This window comes from Pseudooceanicola nitratireducens (assembly GCF_900109195.1).
GTDB lineage: Bacteria > Pseudomonadota > Alphaproteobacteria > Rhodobacterales > Rhodobacteraceae > Pseudooceanicola > Pseudooceanicola nitratireducens.
Map to the genome: position 1 here is coordinate 248,646 of NZ_FNZG01000003.1, position 14,381 is coordinate 263,026.

General features: G+C 62.3%; 11 protein-coding genes and 1 tRNA gene. 4 read left to right on the forward strand and 8 right to left on the reverse strand.

Translation table 11 applies throughout. From position 1 onward, the window contains the following. Window positions 1-161: 161 nt before the first annotated feature. Window positions 162-866: a 3-oxoacid CoA-transferase subunit A gene (locus BMX99_RS11850; RefSeq protein ID WP_093451926.1), complete on the forward strand. Its 705-nt coding sequence runs from the start codon at window positions 162-164 to the stop codon at window positions 864-866. Further along, window positions 863-1,531 (forward strand): 3-oxoacid CoA-transferase subunit B, encoded by a 669-nt coding sequence (locus BMX99_RS11855; RefSeq protein ID WP_093451928.1) that lies wholly within the window; start codon window positions 863-865, stop codon window positions 1,529-1,531. Before BMX99_RS11850 ends, BMX99_RS11855 begins: the two co-directional genes overlap by 4 nt. 87 nt (window positions 1,532-1,618) lie before the next feature. On the opposite strand, the gene BMX99_RS11860 is transcribed toward BMX99_RS11855, so the two are convergent. From BMX99_RS11860 to dctP, 4 genes are all read right to left on the reverse strand, one after another. Continuing rightward, entirely contained in the window at window positions 1,619-3,916 is a 2,298-nt protein-coding gene (locus BMX99_RS11860; protein ID WP_170848741.1) for a xanthine dehydrogenase family protein molybdopterin-binding subunit, read from the reverse strand. 408 nt (window positions 3,917-4,324) lie between these two features. Next, on the reverse strand, window positions 4,325-5,638 hold the full coding sequence (locus BMX99_RS11865) for a TRAP transporter large permease (protein WP_093451934.1): 1,314 nt from the start codon (window positions 5,636-5,638) through the stop codon (window positions 4,325-4,327). Next, window positions 5,635-6,192, reverse strand: a complete 558-nt coding sequence (locus BMX99_RS11870; protein WP_093451937.1) for a TRAP transporter small permease subunit — start codon at window positions 6,190-6,192, stop codon at window positions 5,635-5,637. The genes BMX99_RS11865 and BMX99_RS11870 overlap by 4 nt, the downstream gene beginning before the upstream one ends. A 154-nt stretch (window positions 6,193-6,346) precedes the next feature. After that, window positions 6,347-7,384 (reverse strand): TRAP transporter substrate-binding protein DctP, encoded by a 1,038-nt coding sequence (gene dctP, locus BMX99_RS11875; protein ID WP_093451940.1) that lies wholly within the window; start codon window positions 7,382-7,384, stop codon window positions 6,347-6,349. 260 nt (window positions 7,385-7,644) lie between these two features. Here dctP and BMX99_RS11880 point away from each other — a divergent pair, with 260 nt between their 5' ends. Then, window positions 7,645-8,256 (forward strand): TetR/AcrR family transcriptional regulator, encoded by a 612-nt coding sequence (locus tag BMX99_RS11880; protein WP_170848740.1) that lies wholly within the window; start codon window positions 7,645-7,647, stop codon window positions 8,254-8,256. Window positions 8,257-8,311: 55 nt separating this feature from the next. Here the strand turns inward: BMX99_RS11880 and BMX99_RS11885 are convergent, their stop codons facing one another. Together BMX99_RS11885 and BMX99_RS11890 are read right to left on the reverse strand one after the other, a co-directional pair. Then, complete coding sequence (locus BMX99_RS11885) at window positions 8,312-9,457, reverse strand: NADH:flavin oxidoreductase/NADH oxidase (RefSeq protein WP_093451946.1); 1,146 nt, start codon at window positions 9,455-9,457, stop codon at window positions 8,312-8,314. Beyond that, complete coding sequence (locus BMX99_RS11890) at window positions 9,454-10,602, reverse strand: zinc-binding dehydrogenase (RefSeq protein ID WP_093451949.1); 1,149 nt, start codon at window positions 10,600-10,602, stop codon at window positions 9,454-9,456. The genes BMX99_RS11885 and BMX99_RS11890 overlap by 4 nt, the downstream gene beginning before the upstream one ends. A 351-nt stretch (window positions 10,603-10,953) precedes the next feature. On the opposite strand from BMX99_RS11890, the gene BMX99_RS11895 reads away from it, so the two are divergent. Next, the gene (locus tag BMX99_RS11895; protein ID WP_093451952.1) at window positions 10,954-11,433 is read left to right on the forward strand and encodes a hypothetical protein; all 480 of its coding nucleotides are present in this window, start codon (window positions 10,954-10,956) and stop codon (window positions 11,431-11,433) included. Window positions 11,434-11,898: 465 nt separating this feature from the next. On the opposite strand, the gene BMX99_RS11900 is transcribed toward BMX99_RS11895, so the two are convergent. Next, the gene (locus BMX99_RS11900) at window positions 11,899-13,203 is read right to left on the reverse strand and encodes a DEAD/DEAH box helicase family protein (RefSeq protein ID WP_139199510.1); all 1,305 of its coding nucleotides are present in this window, start codon (window positions 13,201-13,203) and stop codon (window positions 11,899-11,901) included. A 1,088-nt stretch (window positions 13,204-14,291) separates the two neighbouring features. After that, a tRNA-Thr gene (locus BMX99_RS11905) sits at window positions 14,292-14,367 on the reverse strand. Between the last annotated feature and the right edge of the window lie 14 nt (window positions 14,368-14,381).

A 14,381-nucleotide genomic window follows, 5' to 3' on the forward strand; every position in this document is an offset into this window, starting at 1 on the left:
GCGGGTGATTGATGATGTCCTCCCTGGCGCGACATTCCGCATTGCAGAATACCATTTTGCGCTCTGAGGGCAGGCTAGAACATGCCTCAGCCTTGCGTCAATCACTATTGACCGTCCGGTAGAAACGCGAAACATTGCGCCGAAAATCAAGGAGTATCGGGATGATCGACAAACGGGCCGACGACCTCGCCCGCGCCTTCGAAGGCCTGGGCGATGGCATCAGCGTGATGATCGGCGGATTTGGCGATGCGGGCCGTCCGGCCTATTTGCTGAAGGCGCTGCTGGACAGCGGGATCAAGGATCTGCACTTCATCTCGAACAACGCCGGCGACGGCGACACCGGGCTGGGCGCATTCTACCACGCGGGCCGGGTGCGCAAACTGTCCTGTTCCTTCCCGCGCGGCAGTGTCGCGCCGCTGATGGAGAAGCTGATCCGCGCCGGCGAGTTCGAGCTTGAGGTCATGCCCCAGGGCACCCTGGCCGAACGCATCCGTGCCGCAGGGGCCGGCATTCCGGCCTTCTTCACGCCGACCTCCTACGGGACGCTGATTGCCGAGGGCAAGGAAACCCGCGACTTCGACGGCCGGGGCCATGTGCTGGAAACCGCGCTGCACGCCGACGTGGCGCTGATCCATGCCGAACAGGCCGACCGTTTCGGCAACCTGACCTTCCGCCACCTGGCGCGGAACTTCTCTCCTCTCATGGCGTCCGCCGCGAAACGCACCATTGTCGAGGCCGACCACGTGGTCGAGCTGGGCGATATCGACGCCCACAACGTGCATTCGCCCGCGATCTTCACCGATCTCGTCTATCAATGCCACGACGTCCCCGAGGACAGCTGGCACGATTGGAGGGCCTCCGCATGACGCCCCTGTCCCGCAATGGCATCGCCGCCCGCGTCGCGCTGGATATCCAGGACGGCTGGCACGTGAACCTGGGCATCGGCATGCCCGAGATGGTCGCCAATTACCTGCCCGAGGGCCGCGAGATCCTGCTGCATTCGGAAAACGGCATTCTGGGCATGGGCCCGTCCCCCGCCGAAGAGGACGTGGACTGGACCCTGATCAACGCCGGTAAGAAACCGGTGACCGCCCTGCCCGGCGCGTCCTATTTCGACCATGCCTGGAGCTTTGGCATCATCCGGGGTCGCCACTTGGAGCTTTGTGTTCTGGGCGGCTACCAGGTTGCCCCGAACGGAGACCTGGCGAACTGGGCGCGCGATGCGAATGACCCGCTGCCCGCGATCGGCGGGGCCATGGACCTGGCCGCAGGCGCACAGCGGATCTTTGTCATGATGACCCACAACGACAAAAGCGGCGCACCCAAGCTGCTGGAAAGCTGCAGTTTTCCGCTGACCGGCGCGGGCATCGTCAAGAAGGTCTACACCGATCTTTGCGTGATAGACGTGGCCGACAACCGCTTTACCGTCACCGACATGGTCGAGGGCCTGACCCGGGAAGAGCTGCAGAACCGCACCGGCGCGCCGCTGCATTTCGCCGATCAGGTGGCAGTGCTGAAGGACCCGGCCTGACGGCCTTGGGTCTGGCAAGCTTGAACAAACAAACGGGCCGGAGCTGAACGCTCCGGCCCGGTTTCGTTTGGCCCCCTACTTGGCACCCTACTTCGCCGCCTCGATCGCGGCCCAGACCCGGCCCGGGCTGGCGGGCATGGCGAAATCCGTCACGCCCAGCTGCGCCAGCGCATCCATGACCGCCGACATGCCCGCGGCCATGCCGCCGACCGACCCGGCCTCTCCCACGCCCTTGACGCCAAGCGGGTTCTGTCCCGTGGGCACGGTGAAGAAACTGCAATCGTAGTTCGGCAGATCCTTTGCGCGCGGCATGGCGTAATCCATGAAGGACCCGGTCAAAAGCTGGCCGTCCCCTTCGCCATAGCGGATTTCCTCCATGAAGACCTGGCCCAGGGCTTGGGCGACGCCGCCCTGCACCTGGCCCTCGGCGATCTGCGGCTGCAGCACGCGGCCGATGTCCTCGACCCCGGTGTAGGACAGCACCTCGAAGAGGCCTGTCTCGGGGTCCAGCTCGACCTCGCAGACATGGCAGCCATTGGGGAAGGTCGGCGCCTCGGGCGAGAATTCGCCCTGGGCGGCCAGCGGCACGCCCTTTTCGCCCGCGACCTGGGCGATGGCCTCTAGCGTGATTTCGCGGTCGGTGCCGGCGATGCGGAAAGTGCCGCCGGAATATTCGATGTCCGCCACGTCGGCCTCAAGCTCTTCTCCGGCCAGCGCCTTGGCGTCCGCCAGAAGGGTCTGCACCGCCCCCTGCAGGGCCGAGCCGCATTTGATCATTGCGCCCGATCCGCCCATGCCGCCGCCCCGGGCGATCACGTCGGTGTCGCCCTGGGCATAGGTGATGCGGTCCGGCGCGATCTCCAGCCCCTCGGCAGCCAGGTCGATCAGCGCGGTCTCGACCCCCTGGCCGGCGGAAAACGCCCCGGCGGCGATGGAGATCGAGCCATCGGCATTCAGCGCCACGTTGGTGTAATCCACCCCGCGCCGCCCCCACATGCCGCCCGCTGTCTCGATACACAGCGCAAGGCCAAGCCCCCGGACCCGACCCCGCGCGGCGCTGTCGGCCCGGCGCGCGTCAAAGCCCGCCAGGTCGGCGCGGTCGATCCCGGCATCCAGGACTTCCTCGAAGGATCCGCTGTCATAGCCGAAGTACCAGACCGGCTCCCATGGCATCTGTTCCGGGCGGATCAGGTTGCGGCGGCGCAGCTCGATCCGGTCGATCCCCAGCTGGCGCGCGGCCCGGTCGATCAGCATCTCGATGATATAGGTCGCCTCGGGGCGGCCCGCGCCGCGATAGGCCCCGACCGGCACCGTGTTGGTCAGATACCCGGTGACCCTGCCCGCGATGACCGGCGTGGTATAGACGCCCGCGACCCCGCCAAGGTTCATCACCATGGGCAGCGACCGCCCGGTGGCATAGGCCCCCATGTCGACGTCGATCTGGACCGTCAGCGTGGTGAAGCGCCCGTCGGCATCCAGCCCCAGTTCAGCGCGGAAGTCGATGGCGCGGCCCCCTTCGTCGGCCTGCATCGCCTCGCCCCGGTCAGCACGCCAGCGCACGGGACGGTTAAGCCGTTTCGCAGCCCAGAAGCACAGCATCTCTTCCCGGGTCGGGCCGGCCTTCATGCCGAAGGCGCCGCCCACGTCGCCGCCAACCACGCGGATCTGCGCCGCATCCATGCCAAAGGCCGTGGCCAGCGCGCCGCGCAGCGCGGGCGGGTTCTGGTGGCTGGCGTATAGCGCGATGCGCCCGCCCGGTTCCGGACGGGCCACAGCATTGCGCGGCTCAAGCGTGGCGGCGGTGACCCGGCTGATGGGGCCCGACAGCGTGACCCGATGCGCCGCGGCGGCCAGCGTTTCGCCCGCCTTGTCCCAGTCGCCCCGTGCCCAGTCGGCCCCGATATTGCCGGGCCGGTCCGCATGGACCAGCGGCGCACCGTCCGCCCGGGCATCGGCCAGGGTGACCACCGGGTCCAGTTCCTCAAGATCCGCTATGATCGCTTCGGCCGCGTCCAGCGCCGCGTCGCGGGTGGTGGCGATCACCATGGCCAGCGGTTCGCCCACGAACCGCGCCTCGCCCTCGGCCAGAAGCGGGCGTGGCGTATGCGCCCAGGTGCGACCGTCCGGCCCCGCCAGCGCCATGTCGGCCTGCACCGGCCCCACGCCGTCCGCTGCCAAGTCAGCGGCTGTGAACACGGCGACGACACCGGGCATCCCGGCCGCGTCACCGGTGTCGATCCCGGTGATCCGGGCGCGGGCATAAGGGCTGCGCAGGAACACCGACCAAAGCGCGCCTTCAACCGCCAGATCGTCGGTATAGCGCCCCTTGCCCGAGGCGAGGCGGTGATCCTCGACCCGGCCCTTGCGGTGAACTGTGGTGTTCATGATGTCCTCAACGTCTGTCGCTGGCCCCTCCGGGCCGATCCCTCTTGCGGCCATGGTTGGCCATCGGGCCGTGCCCGTCAATCGGCACCCCGGCCTTGCACGGGCGCATGCCCCTGCCGCTAACCTAGCCGGTCCCGCGCCAAGGCCAAGCCCGCTGCGACCTTCTGCCGGCCACAGGGCCAAAAACGGGAACCATTGCGGGACGAACACGCAAAAGCCGCCCGGAAAGGGGCGGCCATCTGCGCGGTATGTAAGGGAAATAGCTGATCGGGACAGCGGGTCGGGGAAGCACCCCCGCGCACTGGGACCAACGGGAACGCCCCAGATGCGGTCCGTGCCCCGATCAGAGGCCCGGCCCGCCGCGCATCGCACCCGAAGGCACCCGCGGCGGACCGGTGTCTTGGCCGTCTAGTTGAAGAAGACAGACGGCAGGTACAGCGCGATCCCAGGGAAGAGGATGATCAGAAGAACACCCAGCAGGGTCACCAGCACATAGGGAATGACCGAGGCATAGATGTCCTTCATGGTGACATCCGGCGGGGCCACGCCCTTGAGGTAGAACAGGTTGAAGCCGAAGGGCGGCGTCATGTAGCCCACCTCCATCATGATGATGAAGAGGATGCCGAACCAGATCGGATCAAAGCCCGCATCGCGCACCACCGGCAGGAAGACCGGCAGCGTGATCAGCATGATGCCCACGGGATCCAGCACCATCCCGAACAGGAACAGCACCAGCAGCATGAACGCCAAGGCACCCCATTTGCCACCCGGAATAAAGGTCATCAGGTTCGAGATCAGCGACTGCGCCCCAAGCGCCGTATAGGCGGTCGAGAAGGCATGCGCCGCAAACAGGATCCACATCACCAGCGCGGTCAGGCGCAGGGTGGCGATGGCGGCCTCGTGCAGCACCGACCACTTCAGCCGCTTGTTCGCCGCGGTGGCGACCAGCGCACCGAAGACCCCGATGGCCGCGGCCTCGGTCGGGGTGGCGAAACCGCCGAAGATCGACCCAAGCACGATGACCACGATGCCGATCGGCAGCAGCACGGATTTCAGGGCACGGAATTTCGCCCCCCAGGAGCCGCGTTCTTCCTTCGGCAGGGCCGGCCCCATCTCGGGCTGCAGGAAACAGCGCACGAGGATGTAGATCGACACCAGCACGAACAGGGTCAGGCCCGGCCCGATCCCGGCCGCGAACAGCCGGCCAACGGACACTTCGGTCAGCAGCGAATACAGGACCATCAGGATCGACGGCGGGATCAGGATGCCCCAGCCCCCGCCGGCGTTGATGGCCCCCAGGGCCATTTTCTTGTCATACCCCCGTTCCAGCATCTTGGGCAGCGCGATGGTGCCCATGGTGACGACGGCGGCGCCGGAAATCCCCGACATGGCGGCAAAGATCACGCAGATCAGCACAGTCCCGATGGCCAGACCGCCACGCAGCCCGCCCCACCAGATGTGCATCATGTCGTATAGATCGTTCGCCACCCCTGACTTTTCCAACAGGATCGCCATGTAGACGAACAATGGAATGGCCATCAGCGTGGGGTTCGACATGGATTCCCACATCTTCGAGGCCAGCAGGTAGAACCCGATGCTGCCCATCTCGAAATACAGGAAGACGACCGAGATGCCGCCCAGCACGAAGGCCAGCGGCGTGCCCAGAAGGACAAAGACCAGCAGCGAGCCGAAGAAAAGAAGTGTTAGCAGCTCGACGCTCAATGCTCTGCCCCCCCATCAGGTGCGGCGTCAGACGCAGGCGCACCAAAAGTTTCGTCATCGACCGGAAGGCCCATCAGCACGCGGATGTCCGCCCACAGCCGGATGAAGCCCTGCAAAAGCAGCAGGACAGCCGCCACCGGGATCAGCGTCTTGGTCGGCCACAGCGGCGCGCGCCACATGGAATTGGTCGTCTCGTTGTCGACGATCGCCTCGTGGGCGATGTCATAGCCCTGCCACAGCAGCACCGCGACAAAGAGGAAGAACAGCGGCCAGGTCGCCACGTCGACCAGCGCCTTCCGGCGGGTCGAAAACGCCCCGTAGAAGATGTCGACGTTCACATGGCCCCGTTCGGCCAGAAGATAGCCGCCGCCGATGATGGCGTAGCCCCCGAAGATCAGCGTGGCCAGTTCGGCCGTCCAGATCGCGGGTGCCCCCACGACATAGCGCATCACCACGTCAGCGAGCAGGAGACCAAAGATCACGAGCACGCAAAGCGACACCCATTTCCCCAGCCACCTGTTCAGGCGCGTGATCGCCCGTGCAAGGTTTTTCATTGTAGTTCACCTGTCCCTAAAGCGATTTCCCCGGCCCATCACAGCGGCCCTGGGATATCGAAACGGACGGCACGGGGATCACACCCGTGCCGTCCTTGTGGCAGTTCATGGCGGGCGGGACCACCCGGCCCCGCCGCTTAGGAACCGGACCCGATCAGACGTAACCGAGGTCGCCCATGAGGCCCATGTAGATGTCACGGGCCTTGGCGGCCTTCTCGCCCTTCTCGGCCTCGGTGCCCATGATGCGGGTCGAGGCTTCGGCAAGGATGTCCAGCACGTCCTGGGGCAGCTGGGTGACTTCGATGCTGTTTTCCTCGATGCCGGCCGCGATGGCCTGCACTTCGGCAGCCTGGTATTCGGTCGAACGCTGGTAGAACCGGATTTCCATCAGGTCCAGCAGGGCCGACTTGAGGTCGTCGTCCAGGTCGTTCAGCTGATCGAGGTTGACGATCCAGCTGTCGGTGGTGAAGCCAAGCGCCGGCTTGTAGTGGTACTTGCAGACCTCCCACAGGGACATCGACTTGGCGCCCACGGCCGCACCCCAGTGCGCGCCGTCAACCACGCCCGAGCTGAGCGACTGGTAAAGTTCCGAACCGGGGATGTACTGCGGGGCCGCACCGGCGGCGTTCAGATACTCCAGCATCGCGCCCGACGAACGGATCTTCAGACCTTTGAAGTCTTCGGCGCTTTCGATCTTCTTCGAAACGACCATCTCGACCGGCAGGACCTTTTCCGACATCAGCATCATGCCGTCTTCGGCCAGCTCTTCGTTGATCAGGTCTTCAAGGCCAAGGTTCTTCACCGCGTGCTGCATTTCCCAGCTTTCGCGGAAGGTGCCGGGGATGCCGTAGACGAAGTTCGCCGTGGTGGCATGGTCCTGGATGTAGGAGGCCGCGATCGAGCCCATGGGCACAACGCCCTTGCGGACCAGCGGATAGATGTCGGGGCCCTTGGCGAATTCGCCGGCGCCGAAGGTTTCCAGCTTGAACGCGCCTTCGGTGCGCTCGGCCAGTTGGTCGGCCAGCACCTGGAGGCTGCCCGAGAACGAGCTGGAGGCCTTGGGCCAGTGCGACTGCACCCGCCAGGTCACCTTGCCCGCGGCGATACCTTTGCCAACCAGAGCAGGAGCCGCAACAGCAGCCAGGCCGGCACCGCGCAGCATGGCGCGACGATTGATGGATTTCGTGGTCATGTGTTCCTCCCTTGACCAAAGAATCAGGGCAGCGACCGCCTGAAGCCAGTCCGATCCCTCCCCCTCGCGTTTCGGAAAATCCCTTGAAACAAGCGGTTTTCCAGCGCAACAAACTCAGCAGAACAGTTTTTTACTCCAGCGTCAATAAGATGCGCTATGCTGACACAAATGTGTCCCGTCGGACGGCTATGCGACGGAACAGTTGAATTATGATCCCCGCCGTGCCATTCCCGCACAGCGGAATTTGCAAGGTGGTACATATGGCCAACTGGAACGGCGCGGTGGCGTCACGCGAGGAGATCAGGGAATTGAAGCGCCGCGCCGCCGTGCGCGTGGCCGCCCGGATCTTCAACGAAAAGGGCTATCACGCCACCTCTCTCGACGAGATCGCGGACGAGATCGGCGTGACCAAGACCGCGCTGTATTACTACTTCAAGAACAAGGAACAGCTGCTTTATGAATGCCTTGTGCTGACCTACGACTGTGGCCAGACCGCCCAGCAGGAAGCCCAGGCACTGGACGGCAGCGCCTATGACAAGCTGTGCCTGATGTACCGGCGTTTCATCGACACGCTGATGGAAGAACGCGGGGCCTATACCACCACGGCCAACATCAAGTCGCTGCCCGAATGCCAGCAGAAAGAGATGTTCGCCCGCCGCACCCAGCTGGAAACCTACATCCGCGACCTGGTGCAGGATGCGATAACGGAAGGATCGGTCCGTGACGTCGACCCCCGGGTCACCGCCAGCTTTTTCCTGGGGGCCGTGAACTGGATTCTGCGCTGGCACAGCGAAGAAGAGGCCCTGCCCGCCAATGCGGTCGCCGCCCATTTCGTCGACCTCTTCGTGAACGGAATTGTAAAGCGCGACTAACCCCTTGGCGGGTCAGTCGCGCCTTTCGGAACATCCGTTCCGCGATCCATTCAGATCAGTCCAGCGGGGCCTCGTCCATCGAAGCCAGCCCGCGTTTCCACTTGGACAGCCACCAGCCGTATTGCGGCGGCCAGGCGTCCCAGTTGGTGACCCCCAGCCGTTCCGCCGCGTGATGCGCCCAGAAGGGATCGAACAGCGCCTGCCGCCCGATGGCAATCAGATCGGCCGTTCCGTCCTGCAACAGCTGCTCGGCCAGTTCGGGCGTGCGGATCAACCCGACCGCCTGGGTCATCACCTCGACCTCTTCGCGCAGCATCTTGGCGAAATGCGCCTGGTAGGCCGGCCCGCGCTGCAGGCTGGCATTGGTCGCCCCGTGCAACATGTTCCCCCCCGAGGAGCAATCGACCACATCCACCCCGGCCCGCTTCAGAAGCCGCGCCAGAACGACGCTGTCTTCCGGTTCCCATCCGCCTTCGATCCAGTCGGTGGCCGAGATGCGCGCAAACAGCGGCACGTCCTCGGGCAGCGCCGCCCGCACCGCCAGCGCGACCTCAAGCGGAAAACGGATGCGGTTTTCCAGCGATCCGCCGTATTCGTCCGTACGCTGGTTCGCCAAGGGCGTCAGGAAGCTTTGCAGCAGATACCCGTGCGCCATGTGGATCTCGACCATGTCGAACCCGGCGGCCAGCGCGCGTTCCGCCCCGATCACGAAGGCCTCGATCACCTCGTCCATGTCGGCGCGGGTCATCGCCCGGGGCATTTCCCATCCCTCGGAAAACGGCACGGCCGAAGGCGCGATGACCGTCCAGCGTTCGTCGCCCGCATCGATGTTTTCCTGGGTCAGCGGACCATTGCCCTGCCAGGCCCTCTGGGTCGAGGCCTTGCGCCCCGCATGGGCCAGCTGAAGACAGGACTTCGCCCCCATCTCGCCGATCTGCTGCGCGATCGGGGCCAGGCTGTCGATATGGTCTTCGTCATAGATCCCAAGGCAGCCGTTGGTGATCCGCCCGGCCCGGGTGACGCCCGTCGCCTCGACAAAGACCAGCCCGGCCCCGCCAAAGGCGAACTTGCCGTAATGGGTACGGTGAAAAGCTGTGGCATGGCCATCTTCGGCGCAATACATGCACATGGGCGGGATCACGACCCGGTTGGGAAGGGTGACACCGCGGATCGTCAGCGGCTCGAACAGTTTTGCGCTCATGCCCGGTTCACCCCATGCGGGGCCAGCAGCTGCCGCAGCGCCTTGCCCTGGGCCAGCCGGTCAAAGCCCGCGTTGACCTCTTCGAAGCCCAGGTAGCCGTCGATCAGCTTGTCCACCGGCAGGGCACCTGCGTGATACATCCGCAGGAACCGCGGGATGTCGCGCACCGGCACCGAGGATCCCATGTAGGACCCGATCACCGCCTTTTCGTTGGCCACCAGATCGCCGTGATCAAAGCCAAATTTCGCACCCGAGGGCGTCAGCCCGGCGGTGACCAGCCGCCCGCCCCGGCGCAGCACGGAATAGGCCCCCTCCATCGCCTTGATGGCACCGGCCAGTTCCACCGCCACGTCGACGCCACCCCGGGTCAGATCAGCGACCTTGCTGGCCAGTTCCGGGTCGCGGGCGTCAAAGGTATGGGTCGCGCCCAGTTCGATCGCCTTCTCACGCTTGGCCTCTTCCAGGTCGACACCGATGATGATCTCGGCCCCGCTGGCCTTGGCCCCCATGACGCCGCACAACCCGACACCGCCCAGCCCGAAGACCGCCACGCTTTCCCCGGCCTGGATCCGCGCCGTGTTCAGCACCGCGCCGGTACCGGTCATCACCGCGCAGCCAAAGACCGCCGCATCCACCAGCGGGATCGGATCGTCGATCACCACGACCGAGCCACGGTTCACCACCGCATATTCCGCAAAGCACGAGATGCCGGTGAAATGCGCGATCTTCTCGCCATTGGCGTCGCGGATGCGCGATCCGCCAGACAGCAGCCCGCCCTCGCCCCGTGCCTTGACCGCCGCCAGGCAGATCTGAGGCCGCCCGGACTGGCACATCTCGCACCGCCCGCAGGAGGGCGCGAACTGGAACACCACCTTGTCGCCGACCTTGACGTCATCGACGCCTGCCCCGACCTCGACCACCTCGCCCGCGCCCTCGTGGCCCATCAGCATCGGCAGCGTCCCGATCCGGTTGCCATCCATGAAGGACAGGTCCGAATGGCACAGCCCCGCGCCGATGACCTTGACCACCAGGTCCGAGGGTTTGGGATCCAGCAGGGTCACGGTCTCCAGCTTCAGCGGCTGGCTGTCGGCATAGGGGGCCGGCAGCCCCGCGTCCCTCAGCACCATTCCCTTGCAGTCGATCATTCCGGCGTCCTCCCTGGCCTTGCCTCACATGGCCCCGCCTCCCTGCGCGGCCCTTACCCGCAGATTTCACCACTGCGGAACCATTGTCCAGCCTGCGGAATTGGTGCGGACGCAAAGGCCGGCTACTGGAATTCAGCATATGACCACCCCCTGTCACCCCAAGGCATTGCCGGCGCAACAGTTCCAGAAAACAACAAGCACCATCCAGGGCCCTTCCGGTCATCACATGCGGTGCATTTTCGTGTCTTTTTTAAAACAGGAGCAGGTTTCGGATTTCACAATGATTGTGCAGCCTTCGAACCGTCGCCAATGTTATTGGCAGAAATTTTATTAAGGAAAGTCAATCCTGTCATGAAGACGATGATCGAGAAACTGATGGCATTCGCCGCCCGCCACCTTCCAGGATCGATTGCCTTTCTGGTCGCACTTTTTGTTTTCACGGCACTTTCCAACCTTTTCATCACCGAAAAGGGTATATTTGGCAGAATTCTGGCCCCGGTCGTGGGCTTTGTCGGGGGATTGTTCGGTGGCGGGATACTTGGCTGGACCATCGGCGGCATTGGTGTTGCGGCGATGGGCACAGCAGTCGGCATCGGAGCACTTGGAGCAATCCTGATTGCCGGCGTATCCGGAGCTATTCTGGGCACGTTGACGGGTGCGACCTTCTCATTCTTCAGAATGTTGCGCTCGCCCTCGAATTTCGAGGTCAATTGGATTGCCTTCATCCTTGTTCTGCTTGGGGCACTTGCCGTTTTCTTTGTCGTTCGCAAGCTGGCCGCATTCGCCATTCGACACATTCCGCCACTCGCCCGCCGGTTACTGCCCCTGTAGCGACCGGGAACGCTTGATCGGGGCATCTTCCGGCAGCCTGTCCAGGATCCGGGTACGCGCGACCAAGCGCTCCGATCCGCGGCAACCGCGGGAACCGATCCGACGTTGTCGAACCGAAGGCCAAAGCACAGGCCGTCATTTGAAAAAGGCTATCAGGAAGAGAAGGTGATGGTGCCCCCACACGCCCCCGAACGGAAACCCCACTGTGAAAAACATCAGAATAAACAACTAGTTAACCTATATCACTTCGTGCAGGACGTCAAAATGTGTGTCGTGAAGGTCACGTTTTGTGTGTCGTGAATTTGCTCCTTTGCGTTTCACGATGCGGAGCTGATTGCGAGCATCAGATGCCATCTTAGGCATACTGTTATTCGCCTCTGTGCCTGTGGCTCAACGAGCGGGGGCCTGAGGTTTCGTTTACTTTGCGCGCAAGGGCTTCCCTCAGTTTCTACCCGCACTGCGCAATCAGGCTGCCTCGACTAAATCGATGATTTCGTCTGTGTTGTTCAGCCACCCCTCAAAGATCGTACGCATTCGTTTATCTGGGATAGCAACGACAACGGGCAGACCATCTCGGACACGGGTTCTCCATATCCACTGCACCATCTCGGCCAAAGCATACCTGTCGGCGAAGCCCTGACCTGAGACCCCAAGGAAGTTCTGCACCATGGGGTTGGGTGACATCGAATACAGGTAGATAGCATGGCTGGCATATTTGTAGTCGTTGGTTCCGCGCGTTTTGTTTGGGAGCCACTGCACACCGTCTTTGCCATAGTCCCTGCCAAACATTCGGGAATACTTGGCCCACTGCCCTGCATAGCGGCCTTTGCGGTCTTCGAACCACTTGTCACGAGCACATGTGAGGATGATGTTGGTCCGCTCGACACCCTTCCACCGCCGATACAGGAGGTTTTTTAGTGCGCTTCCGATAGACTTGCAGGTGGTATCCGTCGAGCGACGTGTCTGCCTTGAAAACGATAAGCTGACGTGCTTCGGCAGAGCTAGCTCTTCGACGGCAACCAGCTCTCTCGCCTGCATACGCCAATCAATAGGCGTCTCTTCGATCACGGTGAAGGCTGCCTTTGGGTGGGACTGAGCGAGCATGTCAAGGTAAGCCCGGATGTACGTGCCCTCACTGAGAAAGGTCATAACGGTTAGGGAGCGACCAGCGAGCAACACTTGGTTTGGTGTGGCTACAGCGAAGATACCGCTTTCACCTACGTGCAGCTGACCTTGAATGGCAGGCTTGTAGATATCAGGATGGAGTTTGCTTGAGTAAATCGGCTCGCCATCATTGTCGAACATTTCACGCTGCCATTTGATCCATTTCATCGTTGGGTGAACCTGACGCGTCTCGGGACAGATGGTAGCATAACCACCACCAACGACAGCCTCATTGAAGGCATCAGCGTCGATGGTGGTAATGCAGGTGACAGGGTTAGGTGCCTCGTCCACAATGATCTCATAGTCAGTCATAAGGTGAGCCAGACGAAGCGTCATGAAGAATAGCTTGTGCGTGATGGCCACTGAATGGCCTTGTTCGAGTAGCTTCTCGAGTTGTATGAGCTTCGGCCCTTGGCCCTCTTTCGGAGCCGCGATTTCGACGTAATCTGGCGCATCCTTAATGAAGCGGTCGATCTCCGTGAGCGACGGCGTGACCAGCAGATACTTCCTGTCTGGCTGTAAAGAAGCCAACATTTCGGTGGTCTTGCCGGTGCCGCATGCGCGGTCAATGATTACCGTATGAGTTGAGCGATTGGGATAGAGCATGTGATTGGTTTCTGTGTTGGGGCCTCGCGAAGAGGCAATTGATAGGGCCAGGAGGGTCGGTTTTGCGGGATGCAGAAGAAACGGGCGGACAGCACAACTGTCTCAATCGAAAATGACTGCGAACATAAAGCCATGAAAAACAACAACAAATCACGGCCCCAGGTTGCACTGCCGTAAACCTGTAATTTGTGAAAGAGACACCCCAAAGGGCAACCATCACGGGCAACCGGAAAGGGTATTCAGGAAGGGAATTAACTGGCTGAACTTATTGGAAAGAACTTCGTGATGGCGGCAAAGCCGTCTCACCTTCAACTATTCCCGCGAAGGAAAAGGACTGGATGACGCAGATGATCTGATTGCACCTTAGAGGGTCTCAAGTCGTTCACCTTCGCATGGCGCTATCGCTGGAAGACCCAATTCCGATGGCTTCGCCACCGAGAAGATATTCACTTGAAGTGCACCCTTGCCCAACCTCAAGTGATGTTAGGAGCAAGTGACATTTGGTCTGCAAGGAGGTTCGGTTTTCTCAAGAATTGATCGCCCCCTCCGCCCTGGCGCACCGAATGAAGATCTGGTCCGTCAGTTCCGACGACACGGAGGAATTCATAGGGTCTTGGTTGAGAGCCAATTGCCAGGACGCTTGCCATTACAGCTAGGGTGGAAGCTGATTGGGCTAACCTTAGCGCAGCCGCGTCATAATCCTATGGTGTGGGTTAATCGACGGCAGTAGTAGGCTTTTCTCGATTATCTTTAGTGCGGGGATTAATTGGTCTGAGCGCGGGACGGCCCGCCTAGTCAGACCTAACGATCAAATGGGAATAGACTACTTCGGTTCAGCATTACTCTGGCTGCAAACCTACTTCGAAGATCAGGGAGTTGGTTCAACGGGCCAACCCTCCCCGAGAGCCTCAGCTACATCCTTGGGGAACCTTCGGCGGAACCTCAGAACGCCGTTGGCGCGTTTGTCGATGTGCTTGATCTTGGTCCTGAGAGCCATGCTTGTGTCCCCAAAGTGTGTCGCGATGTGTGTCGCAGGAGACAGGAAAGCACCTGAAAATCAAGCAGTAAAGGTGTTTCTGAAGGTGAAATGGTGCCCCCACACGGACTCGAACCGCGGACCCACTGATTACAAATCAGTTGCTCTACCAGCTGAGCTATAGGGGCATCGTGGCGCGTGT

Bases quoted from the DNA above. Each gene is read 5' to 3' on its own strand.
- BMX99_RS11850 (WP_093451926.1), top strand. From the start codon at position 162: ATGATCGACAAACGGGCCGACGACCTCGCCCGCGCCTTCGAAGGCCTG.
- BMX99_RS11855 (WP_093451928.1), top strand. From the start codon at position 863: ATGACGCCCCTGTCCCGCAATGGCATCGCCGCCCGCGTCGCGCTGGAT.
- BMX99_RS11860 (WP_170848741.1), bottom strand. From the start codon at position 3,916: ATGAACACCACAGTTCACCGCAAGGGCCGGGTCGAGGATCACCGCCTC.
- BMX99_RS11870 (WP_093451937.1), bottom strand. From the start codon at position 6,192: ATGAAAAACCTTGCACGGGCGATCACGCGCCTGAACAGGTGGCTGGGG.
- dctP (WP_093451940.1), bottom strand. From the start codon at position 7,384: ATGACCACGAAATCCATCAATCGTCGCGCCATGCTGCGCGGTGCCGGC.
- BMX99_RS11880 (WP_170848740.1), top strand. From the start codon at position 7,645: ATGGCCAACTGGAACGGCGCGGTGGCGTCACGCGAGGAGATCAGGGAA.
- BMX99_RS11885 (WP_093451946.1), bottom strand. From the start codon at position 9,457: ATGAGCGCAAAACTGTTCGAGCCGCTGACGATCCGCGGTGTCACCCTT.
- BMX99_RS11890 (WP_093451949.1), bottom strand. From the start codon at position 10,602: ATGATCGACTGCAAGGGAATGGTGCTGAGGGACGCGGGGCTGCCGGCC.
- BMX99_RS11895 (WP_093451952.1), top strand. From the start codon at position 10,954: ATGAAGACGATGATCGAGAAACTGATGGCATTCGCCGCCCGCCACCTT.
- BMX99_RS11900 (WP_139199510.1), bottom strand. From the start codon at position 13,203: ATGCTCTATCCCAATCGCTCAACTCATACGGTAATCATTGACCGCGCA.